Here is a 21769-nt window from a genome sequence, read left to right on the forward strand (position 1 = left end):
ACACCTCCTAGCCTCTTAATTCTATCCTCATATCTTGAATATTTCTAAAATCATATCTTTCAAAATACCTTTCAATAGAGTAATATGCATTGAGACTTTTTAATTTGTCTCCTCTATAATCCTCTTTAGACCCTATAAAATCTTCTCCTATATCCGTTACCAATTCACCATGATATAATAAATTTTCCTCTTCATAAACGAAAAGATGGTATTTAAAATCAAACGCATTCTCTTTAAGCCTAAACATATTTCCAAATACAAATAATTTGTTTTCTATATAAAAAACTCGATCCATATCAATCATGTTATACTTTAAATCCAATGTATCTATTTTAGAAACATTTATAATTTGAATAGCCTCTTTTACTTCAACAGTAACAATTACTCTCTCTTGACTAGGTGGGTAAAAGTACCCTGTATCATAATTTCTTAACTCATAGAAATTTTCTTGTTGGTATTCAAAACTCAAATGGATGTAATCATTTTCTTCAATTATTACCACTTCTCTATTAGGATATCTTAATTCTAATTCCAAAGCGTCCTCACTAACAACATCCATTGTTTCAGGATTATATGCTGTTACCATTAAACGATTCCCTACTTGGGTAATTAATAGTAGCAAATCATTTTTAGATGTTATGCCAACAACCCCTAATTGATTATTGGTTTCATCTAAATCTATGGGACTGATTTTTTCTATCTTTCCTTTTACTGTTAAACTGGCATAATAAGAGTCCACAACTTTATAAATGCCATTCTCCCCTCTAAAACCAGGAGAAGTATTAACGGTAAAATAGATTGCTTCATTTAGTATTGTATAATTATTATTGTTATCTATTTTTAAGTAAGTATTTTCATCCCTTATACCATTAATGATGCCTGTATTATGTTCTGTAAAGCTTGGAAAACTGCCATAAGCACTTACATATACAAAGGCATTATTGCCACCAAGTTGTCTTGCCATAAGATTTGATAAATGTATATTTTCTGATACTTTCACCATACCCGAAAGAGATTCTTTGACATCCTCTTTCTTATTGATTACATGGTGGTCATAGAATTTAATCCTTTGATTGACTTGACTATTTTCTATTGTAAAATACTGACCATGGTATTTGTCTTCTATGGCACCTGATATAATAATATTGTCTAAAACACTTGGATTAACACTTATGTCTCTTATGTATAAAGTCGCTTCTTCAGCAAGAGTACATAACCCTACTACCGTTAAAATCATTACGATAAGTGCTATGGTTATTGTAATTTTTCCCCTATGCTTTCTAATTCCCATAAAGTTATCCCCCTACTTTTATTGTTTTGAAACTAACTACTTATCTATTTCTATAATCAACTCATCTAAACTTAAAGAACTACCATTGTACTCATTGGTAATCATTCTAATATCATACTTTAATCTAAAATTTAAGACGCTATATGGCGTAATGTAACCCTCATACAATAACTCTCCGTATTGGGTTACTATAATTTTATACTTGGGGATGGCATAATTTTTGTCTTCTATGGATTGGGCAATTGCTGCATTTTCAAAGATATACAGTTTATCCTTAATATAAAAAGCTATAATATTCCTAGATCCTAATTCTCTTTGAATTGTTGAGAGATTTATCTTCTCAATGCCTTTATCGTCTACTAGAAAAGTAAAAATTTCAACCTCACTCCCCATGTTAAACATTAAGTGAATATGATTATTCTCAGAATATATTTTAGAGACGCTACCTCTACTATCTAATTCTACAATTTTTTTAGAATAAAGGATTCCCCCCTCTAAACTATAGGTATTTAATATTAGTATCCCGTCTTTAGAAAAAACTAAAACAAGTTTATCATTCGTTGATGCAATGCCATAGACCTTTATACCACCACTGTCCAAACTTAAAGTGGACAGTCTTGATACATTAAGGTTCCCTGTATGATCAATTCCCTCTATTTTGAATATGCCATTGCTTCCTGCGTATTCAAGTGAGGATGGTATAGTAAAATATATCTCATTATTAACTAACGTATAAAAAGGATTGGTTCTATTTAAGCTGCTAACTGCACTTTCATAGTGATATTGACCCTCATCCGTTTCTACTAATCGAGGTTTTGCACTAACCTCCGAGGTATAGGTGTATGTTCCCTTATTGGTATATACCTGAAAATCTACCCAATTTAGATAATCCTCCTCTACCCTATACCGATCAAAGGATATCGGTAGTATTATATTCTCCAAATAAATATTTCTACCAAGTGCTACCCTTTCTGTTGTATCCCTTCCATTATGCCATCTTTTGTTTAAATAATGATCATATGAAATATGTTCATTTGAACTTGTATTGCCCCTTAATTCAAATGTCTTACCTACATATTTATCTTGAATAAGCCCTTTTATAACAACATCCTCTAACACACTGGCATCTCCTTGTATATCTTCTATATACAAAGTGCCTTCTTGTGCCAATATATATATTCCTTTTACAGATGCTGTTATAATGATTATAGCTATAATGAGTGTCACTAAACCTTTATGTTTTATAACCAATACCCCCTAAATCTCACTGTTTGGTGTAACGACTATATTATCTATATATAGATAATCATAGTTTCTGAAATCTTTTTCAACAACCTGCCGCGTTGGTACATGTTCTTTAGTGACTTCTGTAACCAATTCCCCTACATATACCAATGCGTTGTTTTCATATACATAGATATAATAAGCATAGTCATCGGATCTCCACATTTTTGAACCCATATCTGCAAAAACATATAACCTATTCCCTATGTAATAAAATGCATCTACTCTTAATAATTTATAGTCCTCATAAACCAAATCAAGATATGTTATATTCTTTATATTAATCCCGTTCTTTACATCAAATACAATTACTGGGCTTTGTGACCTAACCGTACTTTCAAAATCCATAATGATGTCTTCTTCCTTAGTAATGATATTCAAGTCAAAGAATCTGAAATATTCTATATTTGTTTCAATGGTTTTTGATTCAATGAGTAATCCTGATTCTTCATAAAGGCTAATGGTTAAGTCATCATTTATACTTGTAATTAAGATGAGCTTATCATCTACAGAAGTTATCCCCCAAACATTAAACTGATCCTCTAACTCATTTAAATTAAAAGTAACAATTCTCTTAATAGTTTCTTCGTGTATGTTATTTTCTTGATCAGGAAGGTTTTCTACTTTAAAAATACCATTTTTACCTCTATACTCAGAAATTGTGGGCACTGTAAAAAATATCTTTTCATTAACAATGACGTATTCATTTCCCTTACGTAATGATGGACGACTTACGGATTTCCCTTGTCTGGTTTTTCTAACAGATCCTTCAACACCAACTAAGCCTGTATCGTAACCAATAGAGCCAAATGTCCCTCTTAAATTTGCTTCAACATCTAAAATATCGCTATCTCCTGGACTTACCCTGAATTCAAAGTAATGCAATTCATCTTTATCATCTATTTTAATAGGTTCCCTATAATTTCTTCTTTCCCATGTGTTGTTTAGATAATGATCGAAGGCTTCCCTTTTTTGCCTTACTTTTCCTTCTTCTATTGTAAAAAATTGCCCTTGGTATTTATCTTGTACCATCCCAGTAATAGTGACATCTTTTAAAACACTTGGATCACCTTTAATATCTTTTATATATATAGTCTCCTCTGCTAAAGAGTGTAACTGCGTTACCGCTAAAGCCATTGCTATAAATATTATGATTATCGTAACTATCCCCCAACGCCTTCTCTTTCCCATAAAGTTATCCCCCTTCCGCCTTCCTTTATCAACATTATTATATAAATGTTGTTTTTCTTAACACTCTAATACTATCCCATATATAATATCCTGTGATGAGTAATAAAAAGGTACTGGACAGGTATAAGTTGTGATAAGACATAGGGAGTTGGATTCTATACCTTAAGACGATAATGATTATAATCAATTGAACAATTACCACAGCGAATTTTTGTGTTTTATAAACACCTCTTGTATTGATGAGTATATAATACATTGCAAATACAATTGACATTAATATTGCAAAGGAAGATAACAAACTTTGAAAACTTAATGGGAATACCAATCTATAGAAGTCTGACCTTACAAAGGACAAGAATAATCCATTGCTGGCTTTTAGATTAATAACATCAACAACTCTACTCCCTTCATAAATTCGCTCTGGGAATGTTGGTGCAAATAAAGCATACCCTAAAATACCAATAATAACCTGGGTTGCAATTAAGGACAAAAAGCCAGTAAGCCATGCAGATATTTTGGCTATGAAAATATTCTTTCTATCTTGTGGCAAAGCCATTAATGTGTATATACTTTTGCTTTCATTAAAATTACTAATAAAACTTAAAATACATATATAACACATAAATGCAAAAGAAATGATTGCTATCATCACTGCCCCTGATCCCATAAATAATTCTTCAAATGGCACATAGTTATGTCGACCTCTTTTACTATAGCCAATGAAAAAAAGTTGGAGCCCCGTGGAAAATACGCACAACAATAGTACATACTTATAAATATAATTAAATTCATGTTCAAACAAATAATATAATTTTTTCATCTCATTCACCCCTGTATAATTTATCAAATTACTTCTTTAATAACACCGTTTTATTGATTTTCGAATACTCTTTTATAACGATTCTCATCATATCCTAATATCTCCATCATTTTTTCTGGCAGACTCTTTCCTTCCTCTCGTATATCATCTAAATAAAAATCTGCTTTTATGGTGCCATCTCTTAAAACAACAGCCCTATCAATAAAATTCTCTATTTCACTTAATTGATGTGTTGATATAAGAATGGTTTCTTCTTCTTTTAAACTTGATACCATTAGCTTTAAAAAGTCCTTTCTAGTAAACATATCTTTTCCTAAAAAAGGTTCGTCCATCAGTATGTAATCTGCCATTTTTGCAAATCCTGCTGCTATTTCAACTTTTGATTTTTCACCTTTTGAAAAAGTTTTGATTTTTTTAAGTTTAGATAATGCAAAATAATCTGTAAGTTTTCTATACCTCTCATGATCAAACTTAGGATAAAATACCGATAAAAATTCCCCATATTCTCCAATTGTCATATTAGGGAAATAACTGCCCTCCTCAGTAATAAATGCCATTCTTTCATATAACTCTGATGGTTTTTTTTCTTCAATGCTTACCTCTCCAAAGGTTACTTCTGTCAGACCCATCATAACTTTTAACATGGTGCTTTTTCCTGAACCATTTTCCCCTAGGATCCCAACAACTTCTCCTTTTTTAATCTGCATATCTACTTCATATAATCCAATAGTTCTTTCATAATACTTTTTTACTTTTTTAAACTCTATCATCTTTTATCTCACCCTTCATTTTTATTTCAACTTAATTTTCCTTTATCAACCTTAATTGCTTTTTGTTACAACGATTTTATCAATTTCTCTATACTCATAGCCGCTATATCTCCTGTTCCCCCTCGTATATAACGCCTCCCTTTTGAGTCTATCCACTGTAAAGTCTTCTTCTATATCCGTTACTAACTCTCCCTGATATAACAAAGCATCGTCTTTATATACTAAGATGTTATATTGAAAATAATTACTATCCCCATATCTATAGTCCATTTTTATAAACACAAATAATTTATCTTCTAAATAATAAATATTATCTAGTTCATCTGTATAACCAATTAAATTATTATAATCTATTCTAGGCTCTGATAGATTTTTTAACTCAACACCACCATCTCTCATATCAAAAGTAATAATTGTTCTTTCATTCCTTCCAAACATTAATTCTAAATGGAGATAATCATCTTGTTCATGTAGTATTAACGAATGAAGCATTATGACACCATTATGATACCTTTTCCAATCTATTTCTGCAGAGGCTTTATTAATTATTTCTGCCGTTATGGGATCATACGTTGTAACCGTTAAAATATTTTCCATTAAAGTAAATAGGTATAGTGTATTGTTCATAGAAGTAATCCCTAAAATACTCATTTTATTATTCGCTTCATCCAAATCCAGTGTAACGATTCTGTTAATGCTAGTTGGTCTAAGCTTATTATTCGCATCTCTATAAAAAGGGCCTTCTGCTTTAAAAATTCCATTAACACCTTTGTAACCTATTGGTGTGTTAAATGTAAAATACATGACATCATCTATTACCGTAAAATTATTCCCATCAAACATACCGTAAGGATATTCTCTTCCCTCTACTACTCCTTGCTCAATCCCTGAGCGATACCTTCTTGTTGTTCCAAAAGGCATTGTTAATTCAAAGGATACTACATTACCTCTTACGTTAGTCCATACTTTATAAGTTTCGGACACACTTTGTTCTTTCCATTGTTTATAATGGGTAAACGCTCTAATTTTCTTATTGATTTTATTATTTTTTATTGTAAACTCTTGAACATGGTATCTATCATGTATTATGCCTTTTATAGTCACATCCTCTAAAACACTAATATCCCCTTGTATATCTTTGAAATACAAAGTTGATCCTTCTGATAAACTATGAACCCTTGCCACCAAGAATCCTATAAACATTATTGTAAATATTAATCCAATTGATCCTTTATACTTCAAACAATCACCTCATTCATCTTCTAGGCCTTACGACTATTTCTTTTATATTTCTATATTGGTATTTCCTTTGATTATTGGTATAATCTATAGTTGGTACGCCTCTTAATCTATCTGCAATCATATCCTCTTCTATATCTGTTATGAATGCTCCTTGATACAAAAGAACATCATTATCAAATACAAATATACTGTATTGATCAAACATACTAAACTCTGAAAAATACTCTTCTGAATACATCTTTGCAAATATAAAACATTTATCTTGAACATAATAAATAAATCGTGTTTCTCCTGTACATAAATCCATATAATGATCCTTGAAATGTGTATTGTTTTTTATGGTTATATCATCCTTCAACTCTATTGTTATATATACTCTATCTACCTTGTTCCTTAACTCAGTAAAAAACTCTAAATGCATTAGGTTTTCTTGTACAAAAATATTTAACTGGTGGTTATTATGGGTATTAACTATAAAAGTTTCTTCTACTACCACCTCACCCGTTTCAGGTTCATATGCAGTTATAGTAAAGGCATCATCAATACTTGTTATTAATACTAATTTGTTCTCAACATTGGTTATGCCCCAAATATTTATTCCTTTGTTTTCTTCTTTATCCAAATCTATTGTTACAATTCTACTTACTTTACCCTTTGCTTCAAGGTGATTATAATAATACCCTTGAGAATAGGAAAAATCATCAATTCGATATATGCCATTTTCTCCCATAAATCCTGGTCCTGTAGGCACTGTAAAGTAAAAACTATTGTCGATTATAGTATAAATATTCTTATGTTTATATCCAGCTAAGTGTATATCGTATCTTACTCCAGTGTTGTATAAAAGTGTTGATGACGTAGAATATGCCATAATGGTTTTTTCATAATCAATATCTTCACCTCTAAACAAAGAAAATCTAGGTACATAAGTATTCTCACTCATTTTTTCTCTATACCAAAATGCATCTATACGTTCATCTGTCCATAAACTTTCATAAGGAATTAAACTGTTTTTTGTTTTGTTATTACCTATCTCAAAATACTGTCCATACTTTTCATCCCTTATTAGACCACTTATAATAACATCATCTAAAACACTGGAATCACCTTGTATATCTTCAATATAAAAGGTAGCTTCTCTTACTAATCTATAGGCTCCTACCCTATAAATGCTTATTATACTTAGACATATTATGAATATTGTTATTCCTTTAAACTTCATCATTCCACCACCTTTTATATAAAGGTACACTTCCTTAATATTTTAATACTATCCCATACATAGAAACCTGTTATTACAAACAGAATGCCACTAGAAATATATAAATTATGATACTCAAATGGTAGTTGCACTCTATACCTTAAGACATTTATAACAACAATAAGTTGAATAACAACAACAATGGCTAATATTTCTCTTTTATACATCCCTTTAATACATAGAAGGCTATAATAAATGGCAAAGATTATAGAGATTAAAATTGCAAAGGTAGATAAAAAGCCTTCAAAACTTAAGGGCATTACAATTCGGTAAAAATCAGACCTAACAAAGGACAAAAATAATCCATTATTGACTCTAGTTTCTACAATGTTTCTTGGCCCTAGCTCCTTTAAATAGGTAGGTGCAAATATGGCATACCCTAAAATGCCAATAAGCAATTGACTTGCAACTAAGGATATAAACCCTACGAACCATGCTAATATTTTAGCAAAAAACATATTTTTTCTATCTTGGGGCAATGCCATAAGGGTATAAATGCTTTTACTTTCATTAAAATTACTATAAAAGCTCAAAATACATATGCCGATCATTCCCGCAAGGCTTATTAGAGCAATGATCACTGCTCCTGATCCTATAAACATTTCTTCAAAAGGAATGTAGGTATACACGTTTATTCCTCTCCTAGCATGCCAAATAAAAAATCCTTGGAGTGCTATAGAAAACCCGCACAACAACAATACATATTTAAAAATATAATTAAACTCATGTTCAAATAAATAAATAAACTTTTTCATATTAATCCCCCTATTTACCTTTTCTTTCATTATTATACTTAATACTCTTTTATTTCTATTTCTTGAATCCATCATCTTTGAAACATTTAAAAATTTCATACCTCATCCCACATCTCATTGATTAAATCAACAACTTCTTTAAAGGACAAATTAATGTTCTTTGCCAATTTAATAAACTCTTTAGTCATAGTTTTCCTTAATTCCTCTTCAATTTTTCTGTAGATATATTCATTAACATATATTCGACTCCCATTGTTTCCACAAGTATATACATACCCCTCTTCTTCCATTAATTTATAGGCTTTTTGAGCTGTGTTGGGGTTTATCTCTAGCTTAATTGCCAGTTCTCTTCTTGATGGCAATATATCTCCTGCTTCAACCTGCTTTAACAATATTTTTCTTTTTATAAACATTGCAATTTGAGTATATACGGGGTCTTTATTGTTTAATTTAAGTTCAGAGAAATCAATCAAAACTTTATCACCTACCTAACTTTGAATAGAATCTATTGGTGCTACCTTATTTGTCTTTAGTGTATTATGCCATTAATACACTAAGTGTATACTTTTAAATCCTCTATATATATAACAATCTAATAGGAGGTTTTCTTACACTTTTTATGAATTTTAAAGAAATTAATTTTACAAACTAAAAAAGCATACCCCTTATAGAGTATACTTTTTCACATATTATTGTTCCCATTTATCTAAAATCATTAAGCGAACTGCTTTTTTGTTTTCTAAGAATTCTTCATAAGAATTAAAATTAATAATGATATAGGTTATAACCTCACTTATAAGCTTTAATATTTTTTCATTTTCACTATCAATAATGGTAATGCTAGCTGCTGTAGATAAAGTGTATGCTAAAACCTCCGTTATTTCACTATGAATTCGATCTGCATCTTCCTCTGGAAACTCCCTATATAATTCTTTATACAGCAATTTATCCGAGTAGAAATATTTTAACGTACTCATAAAGTCACTAAAACTCTCTAAATTGTTACTATCTGATTCAATTTGGAAAAGTATTAAGAAGAATATATGCCATTCAAAATCAGTATTCATAAAGGATATTAATCTGTCACCAAATATTTGGCAAAATTTATCTTCTCCAACAAATTCCCCTTCAAGATATATTTTTTCTTCCCAATTAATTTCTCTGCCATAGATATCATTAAATCGATGTACCAAATCTAAGAAGGCTGATTGAGCTTCCTTTACTGGCAAATCATTGTATTTGTTAACGATATACCCACTGATTAAATCACAAATGCTTTTAAAGTTAACAGTAAACCCAATTGATTCACTCATTTTCGCTACAAAAGTATCACTTATCAGTTTAGCAATGGCAAGGTTAAAATCGATTTGAGCCGTGGCTTTATGGGCACTTGAATCTTGGATTTGATCATTTACTAACTGTAACATTTTGTCTATGCCTACTAAGTTACCTTTTATGGCTGTTAACATTTCCATAATATAGCTTGAGTATGGAATATAAACATTATTTTTATAAATAACTTTATGTTCTATATCAGACCAAAAGGTATTGACTAGAGATTTTATTTGCAACTCAAAATTCACTTTTGTATTATCTATAATATATTGACAATCTATTCTATATATTTTATGTCCATTTTTTTGTATTTGTGGTTGTTCTGCACTTAAGTCAAAAAACATATTGGGAATGTTGGTGTTATAATACAACCCCATTTCATTCTTCTCATTAAACTTATGTTTTATAATCTCTAGTATTTCACCTTCGTTTTTATTAAATCTACATTCAATTAAGACACCTATTAAATCAGATAAATTATCTATTATTTCTTCTGGTGTTTTATGTAATTTATACAGTTTATTCCTAATGATCTTTTCTTTTAAACTTGATGGTGATTTTATTCTTGTATTTATATCCATTAGTTGATCAAAATTCTTAAAGAGTTTACTTAAGTGTAGCGTTATTTCTGATACAGCTTTTATATACAGCTCCTGATTATTATTTAATATTTGTACTGTTCCTTCTGTTAAAGAGAACAATTCCAATTTGTTTTCATTCACTATAACCCTACTCCTTTAATATTTTTTAACTTAATTATAACATGTTTCGACTTTTTGTCCTATGTGATTTTGTGTGATTTGCCTAAAAAAAAGAAGATGCTATTCCCATCTTCTTCTACAGATTTACTAAATACTTAGCAATTCTAATCTACATATATATTTTGATCTCTTTCAGGTCCTACCCCGATCATTGTTACTTTAGCACCACATAATTCTTCTACTCTTTTAATAAAATGTTTAACTGTAGCTGGTAACTCTTCATATGTTCTTATATGATCAATTGATCCCCAGCCTGGCATTTCTTCATAAATTGGCATGCATTCTTTTAAGTCCTCTAAACTTGGTGGGAACTCAGATATAACTTCTTCACCTTTTTTATAAGCAGTACAAATTTTTATTGTGTCTATATTAGCAAGTACGTCTATTTTATTAAGCGCAATTTCTGTTAATCCACTTGTTCTAACAGCAAATTTACCAATTACTGCATCAAACCATCCGCATCTACGTGGTCTTCCTGTTGTTGTTCCATACTCATGTCCTACATCTCTAATTTGAGTGCCTACTTCATCGAATAATTCTGTAGGGAATGGACCTTTTCCAACACGTGTAACATAACCTTTCATTACGCCAATACAAGAATCAATGGCTGTAGGCCCTATACCAGATCCTACACAAACGCCTCCCGTTATTGGATGTGAAGACGTTACATAAGGATATGTTCCAAGATCTATGTCTAATAAAGTACCTTGGGCACCTTCAAATAATACTTTTTTATTACTTTGTATCGCATCATGAACAATAACAGTTGTATCTGCAAAGTATTTCTTTAATCTTTCAGCGTATCCTAAGTATTCTTTTATTATTTCTTCAGCGTCTAATTGAATGTCTTTTTCATATACCTTATTTATAATTAAGTTTTTAATTTTTACATTTTCTCTAACACGTTCTGCAAAATACTCTGGATTAAGAAGATCGCATATTCTAACACCAGATCTTTCTGCTTTATCCATATAACATGGACCTATCCCTTTTTTAGTTGTCCCTATATCGTCATTGCCTCTGTATTCTTCTTTGATGCCATCTAATACTTTATGATATGGCATTACTAAATGAGCTCTTAAGCTGATTCTTAAATTTTCAGATGCTATCCCTTTGGCCTCTAAACCATCTATTTCTTCTAAGATGCCTTTTGGATCAATTACTACGCCATTACCAACAACGCATAATTTATCTCCATATAAAATTCCTGAAGGAATTAAATGAAATTTATATACCTCGCCATTAACCGCTACAGTGTGTCCTGCATTATTTCCACCTTGTGATCTAACAACTACATCCGCTTCTTTTGATAATATATCAATAATTTTTGCTTTTCCCTCGTCACCCCATTGGGCTCCTATAATAACTTTTGAAGGCATTGTCCTTGCTCCCTTCTTTACAAAAGAATTTATAATTTATAGTAAGTTTTATAAATCATATTTCATAAATTTAGTATTCTTGGTATAATAATTATATATACATCTTAATTTTCCCCTTGCCTCTTACTTCCATTAAGACAGGGTTAACTACTAAAAGCAATCTAAACTTTTGCTTTCATATAATTACCCATACCTTAATTAGCATATCAAAACATTAAAACAATTGCAAGAGTTTTTTCGAATGTTTTTGAGTTTTTACTTGAAAATGTTCGGTAAATATTTTTTAGATTATTATTATTTTGTACCATTAGTTCTGAAATATCCATTAATATACTCTTTACATTTGCCCCCTACTTCATTATACTATTACTAAGACTACGTCTTTACTTTCTTGCTTAAATTCTCATAGTGAAGGAAGTGATTTTATGAAAATAGAAAAAATCAATGATAATCAAATTAAATGTACATTAAGTAAGAATGACTTAAGTGACCGCGAAATAAAACTTAGTGAGTTAGCTTATGGTACAGAAAAAGCACAAGATCTTTTTAGGGATATGATGGAGCAAGCTTCTTTTGAATTTGGATTTGAAGCAGATGATGTTCCTCTAATGATCGAAGCTATCCCGTTGTCAACGGAGAGCATTATGTTAATTATTACAAAAGTAGACAATCCTGAAGATCTAGATACCAAGTTTGCCCATTTAACATCGAATATAAAACGATTTAAAAAGAAAAAATCAGATCAAGATAGTGAAGATATCAAATCATCAACTGAAGAAAAAAATAATGAAGACCTAAATAGTAAGAAGTTTTCTGTTAAATCTGATAACCACTTACTTGTTTATCTATTCAATAATTTAGATAATGTATCTTCTTTTTCAAAACAATTAGATATCAGTTATTCTGGCATTAATTCCTTGTATAAGGATAATAAAAGTAATTACTATCTTGTTTTACATAAGTCTGATTTTGATGATATAACTTTTAAGTCAATATCTGCTATTGGATCAGAGTTTGGGACTAAAATTTTATCTACTTATGCAACTGAATCATATTATAATGAACATTTTGATTCAATTGTCAAACATAATGCCATCCAAGTATTAAGCAAGTTATAAGAGGTGTCTGTAACTCTATCTATAAAAATTAAAGGACTGTAGTAATTACTACAGTCCTTCTTTTTTATCTATTTACTTTCTAAATATGCATTAATTTTATCAACTAGTTCATCTGCACTCTTACCATGTACAAAAGACGCCTCTTCTAATGTTTCTCCTTGGGCAGAAGGACACCCTACACAATGCATTCCTGATTCTAATAAAATAGGAATAATACCATGGTCTACTGCAATTATATCTGCTATAATCATATCTTTCGTTATTTTAGCCATTATTAAAACCTCCTTTAAAAAATATATAAACTTACAGCTACATTAATAGATGTAAAAATTTATTGAAAGAAATCTAGAAATAAAATACATTATTTACAAATCCCTCTTTCATAAAACATTATAATATATAAAGTAAAAAATGTCTAATAGGTTATTCTATCTTCTATTAATATCTACATGATACTTATATAAATTAGATCTATAATAGGATTCTTCATAAAATAATTTTTCTCCATTGATTGTATAATTAACCCCTTCTACTTTTAATAAAGTAACTGGCTTGGATACATCAAATGTACGCATAATAGGTCTACTTGACAAACAAGCATCAATATTACAAGACACAGATTGTATTATATATCCGTAATCTTCTAGAATATTATATAAGGATGTTTCTAAATCATAGTCTTCTAGTTTTTCACATCTATATTTTGGTATATAGACTGTTTCTAATGCAACTGGCACTAGGTTCGCAAACCTTAATCTTTTAATTTTATAGTAATTAGTATCTGGTTTTTCTCCTAATTTCATACTTATTTCTTTTAAGTTATACACAGTACAAAATTCAATAAGTTTTGTACTTGGTTCATGTCCTTGTTCAAGTAATGTTTCAGTAAATGATCTAATATTTTTTTGTAAAAATTGTGGTGAAGATACAAATGAACCTCTTCCTTTTTCTCTTTTAATTAAACCTTCATTTACTAACTCGTTTACTGCTTGCCTAGCTGTCATTCTACTAATATTAAATAGTTCACTTAATTCTCTTTCGGAAGGTATCTGTTCTCCAGATTTATATACACCTATTTTAATTCTATTTTTTAACTCTTTTTTAACTGCTAAATAAATCGGTTCACCCATATTAATCACCCAATATTTTGTTATATTTTCACTAGACTTATAGTATACTTTCTTCTATATAATATTAGCACTATACTTAATATTTATCTAGTATATTTCAATAATCTGCTTTGATATGAATATCCCTACTTATATTAATCACCATTCTTAGTTTATTAATATAAGTAATAATAATTATTATTTAAAACTGTATTGACGTGTATACAGTATTCATATATAATATAGTCAAGGGATATACTTAATAAAACTAGTATAAATCATGACTTTAGAAGTCATTCTAATATTATAAAGGAGGATTTTATTATGAAAACTGAGTGGCAAGGTTTTAAAAAAGGTAGTTGGCAAAACAGTGTTGATGTAAGAAGCTTTATTCAATCAAATTTTACACCTTATGAAGGTGATGCAAGTTTCTTAGAAGGCGCAACGGAGCAAACAACAAAATTATGGGAAAAAGTTTGTGAATTAACTAACGAGGAAAGAGTAAAAGGTATATTAGATGCGGAGACTAAAATACCTTCAACAATTGACTCTCACGGTCCTGGTTATGTTGATAAAGATCTTGAACTAATCGTAGGTTATCAAACAGATAAACCTTTAAAACGTGGTATAATGCCTAATGGTGGTATCCGTGTTGTTGAAAATGCACTTGAATCTTATGGATACACAATAGATCCAATTACAAATGAAACATTTTCAAAATATAGAAAAACTCATAATGATGGTGTTTTTGATGCCTACACAGATGAGATGAGAAGAGCAAGACGTTCTGGTATTATTACTGGCTTACCTGACTCTTATGGTAGAGGTAGAATTATTGGTGACTATAGAAGAGTTGCTCTTTACGGTATTGATTACTTGGTTCAAGCAAAACAATTAGAGAAAAAACAACTTGAAATGGATTATATGGAAGCTCATATTATTGTTTTAAGAGAAGAAATTGCTGAGCAAATTAAGGCTCTTAAAGCCCTTAAAAATATGGCAGCAGCTTATGGGTATGATATTAGTCAACCTGCTAAAAATACATTAGAAGCAATTCAATGGACTTATTTTGGATATTTAGGTGCTATTAAAGAGCAAGATGGTGCTGCAATGTCAATAGGTAGAGTTGCAACTTTCTTAGATGTTTACATTGAAAGAGATTTAAAAAATGGCGCTCTTACAGAAAAAGAAGTTCAAGAATTAATGGATCAATTTGTAATAAAATTAAGAATGGTTCGTTTCTTACGTACACCTGCTTACAATGACCTTTTCTCAGGAGATCCAACTTGGGTAACTGAGGCTATTGGTGGTATGGGTATTGATGGAAGAACTCTAGTAACTAAAAACAGCTTTAGAATGTTAAATACATTATATACTTTAGGACCAGCACCAGAACCAAACTTAACTGTGTTATGGTCTGAAAGTTTACCAGAAGGTTTCAAAAGATTCTGTGCTAAAGTTTCTATAGATACAAGTTCAATCCAATATGAAAATGATGATTTAATGCGTGGATGGTTTGGTGATGACTACGGAATCGCTTGCTGTGTATCTGCAATGAAAATTGGTAAACAAATGCAGTTCTTTGGTGCAAGAGCAAACTTAGCTAAAGCATTATTGTATGCTATAAATGGGTGTAAAGATGAGAAATCTGGTGATCAAGTAGGTCCAATGTTTGCACCTATTACATCAGAATATCTTGAGTATGATGAAGTGGTTGCTAAATTTGATCAAGTAATGGATTGGTTAGCTCAACTTTATATTAATACATTAAACATCATTCACTATATGCATGATAAATACAATTACGAAAGTCTTCAAATGGCTTTACATGATAAAGATGTATTAAGAACTTCTGCTTGTGGTATAGCTGGATTATCAGTAGTTGCTGACTCATTATCAGCAATTAAAAATACAAAAGTGAAAGTTATAAGAAATGAAGAAGGTTTAGCTGTTGACTTCGTTGTAGATGGGGATTACCCAGCATTCGGTAATAATAATGATGCAGTAGATAGACTTGCTGAAAAATTAGTAGAAGACTTTATGAATAAGTTAAGAAAACACAAAACTTATAGAGATTCTGTACCTACATTATCTATTTTAACAATTACTTCAAACGTAGTTTACGGAAAGAAAACAGGAAATACACCAGATGGAAGAAAAGCTGGAGAACCTTTTGCACCAGGTGCTAACCCAATGCATGGACGTGATACAAATGGTGCCATTGCATCAATGGCTTCAGTAGCAAAATTACCTTACCAACACGCTGAAGACGGTATATCTTATACTTTCTCAATCGTTCCTAAGGCATTAGGTAAAGATGAAGAATCACGTATTACTCACTTATCTGGTTTACTTGACGGTTACTTCCACGATAAAGGACATCATATCAACATTAATGTTTTTGATAAAGAAACTTTATTAGATGCTATGGAGCGTCCTGAGAAGTATCCACAATTAACCATAAGAGTATCAGGTTATGCGGTTAACTTCATAAAACTTACTAGAGAACAACAATTAGACGTTATTAATCGTACTTTCCACGAAAGAGCATAATTATTTTTTAGTTTCAGGTGGATCATATCCACCTGAAATTATTTATAAAGGAGTTTTATTTATGAATCCTCTAAAAGGAAGAATACACTCTCTTGAATCTTGTGGTACTGTAGATGGCCCTGGAATAAGGTTTGTTATTTTTATGCAAGGCTGCCCTCTACGCTGCCAATATTGTCACAATCCTGACACTTGGAAACTATCAGATGGTAAAGAAATGGATTTGGATTCACTCGTTGATGAAGTATTAAAATACAAATCTTATATGCGCTTTTCTGGTGGTGGGGTTACTGTTACTGGGGGAGATCCTTTATTACAAGTTGATTTTGTCAGAGAGCTTTTAAAAGCATGTAAAGAAAATGGTATTCATACAGCTCTAGATACCTCAGGGTATATTTTTAATGATAAAGTTAAAGAAGTACTTGAATACACTGATTTGGTATTATTAGATATTAAGAGTTATAACCATAGCAATTATAAAAATCTTACAGGTGTTTCTCTTAATCCTACATTAGATTTCATGACGTATCTAAGTCAAATCAATAAACCTACTTGGGTTAGATTTGTTTTGGTACCTAACTTAACAGATAATGAAGAGGATATGCATAATCTAGGTAACTATCTAGCAGGTTTTACTAATGTTGAGAAATTAGAACTTTTGCCATTTCATAAAATGGGAGAATTCAAATGGGAAGAGCTAGGTTATGAATACAAATTAAAAAACACACCAGAACCTACAAATGAAGAAGTAAAAAAAGCAAAATCTATTTTTGAATCTTATAACCTCAATGTTTATACCAATGAATAGATTGCCATGAATTTTAAACTAAAATACTTGTAAAAACAAGGATTATATTATAAAATGTAACTGACACGTTATATACTAAGATTTTATTTTAATATTTAGGAGGAATTTATTATGGCATATTTAATATCAGAAGAATGTATTAACTGTGGTGTATGTGAGCCAGAATGTCCAACTTCAGCTATATCAGAAGGCGGAGATAAATACGTAGTAGCTGCAGATGCTTGCATCGATTGTGGTGCTTGTGCTGACGTTTGTCCAGTTGATGCTCCACAACCAGAATAATCTATATTATTTTTGTACTTAAAAAAACTCATCTATTATAAGATGAGTTTTTTATTATTTATTATACCTATGTAATTGGTTTATTTACCAAACTACTTGTTATACCTTAATTTAACCTTTTTTTATCTTGAAAAAAACAACTTAAATTTTTTAGACTTAGTTACCGCAGCTTCTTGTCTAGTTTTTTGAACTTCTCTTAATGTTTCGTCAAATCTTTTAAACCTTTCCTCTTCTCTTTCTTCTTTTAGTCTCAATAAATAATCCATTTGTTTAATAATTTTCTCAGAAACTGTATCTGTCAATAGAATATTGTTTTCTTCTAATGTTGCCTCGAACATATCTTTCATTATTAACTGAAATTGTTTTAACTTGTTATCTGTTCCAAGTTTCAAATCTATTTCTTGGGACTTTTTTTCCATTAAATTATCTGTATTAGATTCACTATCTTGTATTTCATTAATTCTATCATTACTTTTCTCGTTCTCCGATATATGGTCACTAACATCTTCTACTTGGTCCATATTAGGCAATAACATTTTAATAGCTTTTAACTGAAATCCTTGATCTTTAAGTGCTTTAATATTTTCTAAAGCCATAATATCTTCTTCTCTATAATATCTATGACCTAATTCATTCCTTGGAATATCTAACTCTAATTCTTCTTCCCAATATCTGAGAACATGAGGCTCTACATTAAGCCTTTTAGATGCATCTGATATAATATAGCGTACCATCGAACCCCTCCGCATTTGTAAATAATTACCAATTATTTATTATTATACCATATTTTTACAGTTATACAAGAATATGTTAAAAGTTTTTTAAATTAATTGTGTTTATTTAAATATTTTATCTGTTTTATGACATTTTTTGATATGATTCTACAATTCTTACACCTATTGCTATTTTTATTTTTTAGTCGTATGTTTCTATTATTGTATTAATAAATAAGGATAAATAAACATGTCCTATATTAAATGTCGTTTATTGTAATAATAAATCATTCGATTATTTTCTTTTTTTAAATTAATCGTTGACTTATTCTTTTGTGTTTGATAAAATTCTATGCATTGATTTATTGTTTTAATATACTAAATATTTTTAGGAGAATTAATATGAAGAAAAGATTAAGTTTTTTTATTGCTCTGGTTTTAAGCATTACTTTATTGACAACACCTATTGTTAGCGGTAGTGAATTAGGTGAGATTAGTTTATTAGTTAACCATATTGAGGTAGACTTTGATCAATCTCCTGTGTGGGTAGAAGATACACTTTATATCCCCTTTCGTGCACTTTTTGATGCTTTGGGAGGAGAGGTGTTATGGGACGAGGAATCTAGGATTGCAACTGGTATTTATAATGACTATACCATTAATGTTCAAATCGATGACTCACTTGTTAAAACCTACTTAAGCGAAGATTTTTTTTATGAGGAAACACTTGTACTAAATGGTCGTTTATTACTATCCGTCCAATTCATAACTGAGCTTTTACCTGTTTATGCTTATTGGTATGATGAATTTAACGCAGTCCATATTGCAGCTCCATCTCAAGGCTTCTTCTGGGAAATAAACAATGATGGTGTATTAGTGTATCTTCTTGGTTCTATACATGTTGGTAAGGAAGACTTATATCCTATTAGAAGTGCAATAGAATATGCTTTTCTAAGCTCTGATTACTTAGTTTTAGAAGCTGATATTCTAAATGTTGATGAAGCTATTATTCCATATTTAAACAACTTACAAATGTACACAGATGGATCTACTTTAGAAGACAATATATCCGAAGATCTTTTTAATGAAGTTCTTGAGTTTTATGCTCAATTTGGTATTGGTGCAGATATTATTAATTTATTTAAACCCTGGGCTTTAACCTTAGAAATTAACAGTGTCAACTTAGCAATGCAAGGTTTTTCAGGAGAATATGGAATTGAAAGTTATTTCCTAAATTACAAACCAGAATCCATGGAAATTATTGAATTAGAAGGTTTGATATATCAAATGGAGTTATTAAATAGTTATTCTCCAGAATTACAAGAGTATCTTCTCGCTGATGTTTTAAGAAATAGCAGTGATGAATTTATCTTAATGAATATGTGGAAAGATGGGGATCTTGAACTTCTTGAAAGCATTTATGTTCTAGATGAAAATGAAATGACATCTGAAGAAAAAGCATTATCAAATGAGTATTTGGATGCTCTTATGATAAAAAGAAATTATGAGATGACCGATGCCATAGAAGCATTACTAATAGGTGAAACTAAAGGTACCTACTTTGTTATTATAGGTGCTGGACACTTCGTTGGTGAAGAAGGCATTATTGATCTTTTAATTAATAAAGGGTTTGATATTGTTTCACATAATTAAAAGTAAAAAAATAGGGGAGAATATTTCTTCCCTATTTCCTTTTATATTATTAAATTAATTGGTTTACAACTATCTTTCCATATTTACAAACTTTGTATATTGACCTAACCACACTAGATTAATGGTTCCTGTTGGACCATTACGCTGTTTTGCTATAATTAGTTCTGCTTGATTCTTAGATTCTGAATCTGGATGGTAATATTCATCTCTATATAAAAACATAACAACGTCAGCATCCTGTTCTATTGCTCCTGATTCCCTTAAGTCGGATAACATTGGTCTATGATCTGCTCTTGCTTCACATGCACGGCTTAACTGTGACAATGCAACTACAGGTGCTTCCATTTCTCTTGCTAAAGCCTTTAGAGATCGTGATATTTCTGATATCTCTTGCTGTCTTGATTCTGATCTACCACTACCTGACATAAGTTGTAAGTAGTCAATTAAAATTAATCCTAACCCTTTTTCTAACTTTAACTTTCTACATTTCGCCCTCATTTCAGATACAGATATACCTGGAGTATCATCTATATATATTGGGGCTTTTGCAAGAACTCCCGATCCTTCTGCTATCTTTTCCCAATCTGATTCATCAAGGTTTCCTGTACGTACTTTCTGTGCATCTATCATTGATTCAGAACATAACAAACGATTAACCAATTGGTCTTTTGACATCTCAAGACTAAAAATTGCCGTAGGTACATTACTTCTTATTGCTACATTTTGAGCCATATTAAGAGCAAATGCTGTTTTACCCATAGATGGTCTTGCTGCTATTAATATTAAATCAGAAGGTTGTAAACCTGCTGTCCTATAATCTAAGTCAGAAAAACCACTGGCTATGCCTGTAACTTGACCTTGAAACTTATGAGCATTTTCAATTTTATCTAATGTTGTTAATATAATGTCTTTAATAGGTGAAAATTCTTCTGAACTTTTATTTTGTACCAAATTAAAAATTCTTTTTTCAGCTTCGTCTAGAATCACATCTAATTTTTCTTGTCCTTGATAACATTCATTGACAATTTCCTCAGATGTTCTTATTAACCTTCTTAAAGATGATTTCTCTGATACAATATTAGCATATTGCTTTATATTTGTAGACGTTGGTACCGCATTAGCCAAATCTGATAAATGCTTTATACCACCAACTTGCTCTAGTATCCCTTTTTGATTAAGTTTATTTTGTAATGTTACTAAATCTACTGGCTGATTACTATTGTATAATTCTATAATTGAATCAAAAACAAGTCCTAGTTGCTTTTGATAGAAATCTTCACTATGTAATGTTTCAGAAGCAACAGATATAGCTTCACGATCTAATAACATTGAGCCAATAACTGACTGTTCAGCTTCTAAACTATGGGGAAGAACCTTTTTAATAACTGCTTCATCCATGTATTGCGTTGTAATTCTTCATAAGTAATTACAACTTCCTCCCTTCTTC

At 30.4% G+C, this 21769-nt stretch carries 20 protein-coding genes; 5 read left to right on the forward strand and 15 right to left on the reverse strand.

Annotated elements, in window-relative coordinates; translation table 11 throughout:
- Window positions 1-7: 7 nt before the first annotated feature.
- The 11 genes from EDC18_RS11840 to EDC18_RS11890 form a co-directional block, all read right to left on the reverse strand.
- Window positions 8-1291, reverse strand: coding sequence for a hypothetical protein (locus EDC18_RS11840; protein ID WP_132253431.1), 1284 nt, complete (start codon window positions 1289-1291; stop codon window positions 8-10).
- A 36-nt stretch (window positions 1292-1327) separates the two neighbouring features.
- Complete coding sequence (locus EDC18_RS11845; protein ID WP_132253433.1) at window positions 1328-2542, reverse strand: hypothetical protein; 1215 nt, start codon at window positions 2540-2542, stop codon at window positions 1328-1330.
- A 6-nt stretch (window positions 2543-2548) separates the two neighbouring features.
- The gene (locus tag EDC18_RS11850; RefSeq protein ID WP_132253435.1) at window positions 2549-3766 is read right to left on the reverse strand and encodes a hypothetical protein; all 1218 of its coding nucleotides are present in this window, start codon (window positions 3764-3766) and stop codon (window positions 2549-2551) included.
- Between the two features lie 37 nt (window positions 3767-3803).
- Window positions 3804-4586, reverse strand: coding sequence for a hypothetical protein (locus tag EDC18_RS11855; RefSeq protein ID WP_132253437.1), 783 nt, complete (start codon window positions 4584-4586; stop codon window positions 3804-3806).
- Window positions 4587-4636: 50 nt separating this feature from the next.
- The gene (locus EDC18_RS11860) at window positions 4637-5356 is read right to left on the reverse strand and encodes an ATP-binding cassette domain-containing protein (protein WP_132253438.1); all 720 of its coding nucleotides are present in this window, start codon (window positions 5354-5356) and stop codon (window positions 4637-4639) included.
- Between the two features lie 51 nt (window positions 5357-5407).
- Window positions 5408-6598, reverse strand: a complete 1191-nt coding sequence (locus EDC18_RS11865; RefSeq protein ID WP_132253440.1) for a hypothetical protein — start codon at window positions 6596-6598, stop codon at window positions 5408-5410.
- A 13-nt stretch (window positions 6599-6611) separates the two neighbouring features.
- Window positions 6612-7823, reverse strand: a complete 1212-nt coding sequence (locus EDC18_RS11870) for a hypothetical protein (RefSeq protein WP_132253441.1) — start codon at window positions 7821-7823, stop codon at window positions 6612-6614.
- Window positions 7824-7834: 11 nt separating this feature from the next.
- Window positions 7835-8614 (reverse strand): hypothetical protein, encoded by a 780-nt coding sequence (locus tag EDC18_RS11875; RefSeq protein ID WP_132253443.1) that lies wholly within the window; start codon window positions 8612-8614, stop codon window positions 7835-7837.
- A 95-nt stretch (window positions 8615-8709) separates the two neighbouring features.
- On the reverse strand, window positions 8710-9087 hold the full coding sequence (locus EDC18_RS11880) for a GntR family transcriptional regulator (RefSeq protein WP_132253444.1): 378 nt from the start codon (window positions 9085-9087) through the stop codon (window positions 8710-8712).
- Window positions 9088-9303: 216 nt separating this feature from the next.
- The gene (locus EDC18_RS11885) at window positions 9304-10671 is read right to left on the reverse strand and encodes a RelA/SpoT-related domain-containing protein (protein ID WP_132253446.1); all 1368 of its coding nucleotides are present in this window, start codon (window positions 10669-10671) and stop codon (window positions 9304-9306) included.
- Between the two features lie 143 nt (window positions 10672-10814).
- The gene (locus EDC18_RS11890; RefSeq protein WP_132253448.1) at window positions 10815-12089 is read right to left on the reverse strand and encodes an adenylosuccinate synthase; all 1275 of its coding nucleotides are present in this window, start codon (window positions 12087-12089) and stop codon (window positions 10815-10817) included.
- Between the two features lie 425 nt (window positions 12090-12514).
- On the opposite strand from EDC18_RS11890, the gene EDC18_RS11895 reads away from it, so the two are divergent.
- Window positions 12515-13207, forward strand: coding sequence for an adaptor protein MecA (locus tag EDC18_RS11895; protein WP_132253449.1), 693 nt, complete (start codon window positions 12515-12517; stop codon window positions 13205-13207).
- A gap of 68 nt (window positions 13208-13275) precedes the next feature.
- On the opposite strand, the gene EDC18_RS11900 is transcribed toward EDC18_RS11895, so the two are convergent.
- Both EDC18_RS11900 and EDC18_RS11905 read right to left on the reverse strand, forming a co-directional pair.
- Window positions 13276-13479 carry a DUF1858 domain-containing protein gene (locus tag EDC18_RS11900; protein WP_132253451.1) on the reverse strand — a complete coding sequence of 68 codons (204 nt, stop codon included), beginning with the start codon at window positions 13477-13479 and terminating at the stop codon, window positions 13276-13278.
- A gap of 156 nt (window positions 13480-13635) precedes the next feature.
- Complete coding sequence (locus tag EDC18_RS11905) at window positions 13636-14337, reverse strand: GntR family transcriptional regulator (protein ID WP_132253453.1); 702 nt, start codon at window positions 14335-14337, stop codon at window positions 13636-13638.
- A 303-nt stretch (window positions 14338-14640) separates the two neighbouring features.
- Here EDC18_RS11905 and pflB point away from each other — a divergent pair, with 303 nt between their 5' ends.
- The 3 genes from pflB (at window position 14641) to fdxA (ending at window position 17956) form a co-directional block, all read left to right on the forward strand.
- Window positions 14641-16869, forward strand: a complete 2229-nt coding sequence (gene pflB / locus EDC18_RS11910) for a formate C-acetyltransferase (protein WP_132253455.1) — start codon at window positions 14641-14643, stop codon at window positions 16867-16869.
- 61 nt (window positions 16870-16930) lie between these two features.
- The gene (pflA, locus tag EDC18_RS11915) at window positions 16931-17674 is read left to right on the forward strand and encodes a pyruvate formate-lyase-activating protein (protein WP_132253457.1); all 744 of its coding nucleotides are present in this window, start codon (window positions 16931-16933) and stop codon (window positions 17672-17674) included.
- Between the two features lie 111 nt (window positions 17675-17785).
- Entirely contained in the window at window positions 17786-17956 is a 171-nt protein-coding gene (gene fdxA, locus EDC18_RS11920) for a 4Fe-4S ferredoxin (protein ID WP_132253459.1), read from the forward strand.
- Between the two features lie 122 nt (window positions 17957-18078).
- Here the strand turns inward: fdxA and EDC18_RS11925 are convergent, their stop codons facing one another.
- Entirely contained in the window at window positions 18079-18690 is a 612-nt protein-coding gene (locus EDC18_RS11925) for a helix-turn-helix domain-containing protein (RefSeq protein ID WP_165878572.1), read from the reverse strand.
- 381 nt (window positions 18691-19071) lie between these two features.
- On the opposite strand from EDC18_RS11925, the gene EDC18_RS11930 reads away from it, so the two are divergent.
- A complete protein-coding gene (locus EDC18_RS11930) occupies window positions 19072-20322 on the forward strand; it encodes a TraB/GumN family protein (RefSeq protein ID WP_132253462.1) in 1251 nt (416 codons plus the stop codon).
- A 69-nt stretch (window positions 20323-20391) separates the two neighbouring features.
- On the opposite strand, the gene dnaB is transcribed toward EDC18_RS11930, so the two are convergent.
- The gene (gene dnaB / locus EDC18_RS11935) at window positions 20392-21720 is read right to left on the reverse strand and encodes a replicative DNA helicase (protein ID WP_132253464.1); all 1329 of its coding nucleotides are present in this window, start codon (window positions 21718-21720) and stop codon (window positions 20392-20394) included.
- Between the last annotated feature and the right edge of the window lie 49 nt (window positions 21721-21769).

It is taken from the genome of Natranaerovirga pectinivora (genome assembly GCF_004342165.1).
GTDB lineage: Bacteria > Bacillota > Clostridia > Lachnospirales > DSM-24629 > Natranaerovirga > Natranaerovirga pectinivora.

Excerpts from the sequence above, each read along its gene's own strand:
- EDC18_RS11860 (WP_132253438.1), bottom strand. The coding sequence starts at position 5,356 with ATGATAGAGTTTAAAAAAGTAAAAAAGTATTATGAAAGAACTATTGGA.
- EDC18_RS11900 (WP_132253451.1), bottom strand. The coding sequence starts at position 13,479 with ATGGCTAAAATAACGAAAGATATGATTATAGCAGATATAATTGCAGTA.
- pflA (WP_132253457.1), top strand. The coding sequence starts at position 16,931 with ATGAATCCTCTAAAAGGAAGAATACACTCTCTTGAATCTTGTGGTACT.
- EDC18_RS11890 (WP_132253448.1), bottom strand. The coding sequence starts at position 12,089 with ATGCCTTCAAAAGTTATTATAGGAGCCCAATGGGGTGACGAGGGAAAA.
- fdxA (WP_132253459.1), top strand. The coding sequence starts at position 17,786 with ATGGCATATTTAATATCAGAAGAATGTATTAACTGTGGTGTATGTGAG.
- EDC18_RS11855 (WP_132253437.1), bottom strand. The coding sequence starts at position 4,586 with ATGAAAAAATTATATTATTTGTTTGAACATGAATTTAATTATATTTAT.
- EDC18_RS11850 (WP_132253435.1), bottom strand. The coding sequence starts at position 3,766 with ATGGGAAAGAGAAGGCGTTGGGGGATAGTTACGATAATCATAATATTT.
- EDC18_RS11905 (WP_132253453.1), bottom strand. The coding sequence starts at position 14,337 with ATGGGTGAACCGATTTATTTAGCAGTTAAAAAAGAGTTAAAAAATAGA.
- EDC18_RS11840 (WP_132253431.1), bottom strand. The coding sequence starts at position 1,291 with ATGGGAATTAGAAAGCATAGGGGAAAAATTACAATAACCATAGCACTT.
- pflB (WP_132253455.1), top strand. The coding sequence starts at position 14,641 with ATGAAAACTGAGTGGCAAGGTTTTAAAAAAGGTAGTTGGCAAAACAGT.
- EDC18_RS11870 (WP_132253441.1), bottom strand. The coding sequence starts at position 7,823 with ATGATGAAGTTTAAAGGAATAACAATATTCATAATATGTCTAAGTATA.
- EDC18_RS11895 (WP_132253449.1), top strand. The coding sequence starts at position 12,515 with ATGAAAATAGAAAAAATCAATGATAATCAAATTAAATGTACATTAAGT.
- EDC18_RS11875 (WP_132253443.1), bottom strand. The coding sequence starts at position 8,614 with ATGAAAAAGTTTATTTATTTATTTGAACATGAGTTTAATTATATTTTT.
- dnaB (WP_132253464.1), bottom strand. The coding sequence starts at position 21,720 with ATGGATGAAGCAGTTATTAAAAAGGTTCTTCCCCATAGTTTAGAAGCT.
- EDC18_RS11930 (WP_132253462.1), top strand. The coding sequence starts at position 19,072 with ATGAAGAAAAGATTAAGTTTTTTTATTGCTCTGGTTTTAAGCATTACT.
- EDC18_RS11925 (WP_165878572.1), bottom strand. The coding sequence starts at position 18,690 with ATGGTACGCTATATTATATCAGATGCATCTAAAAGGCTTAATGTAGAG.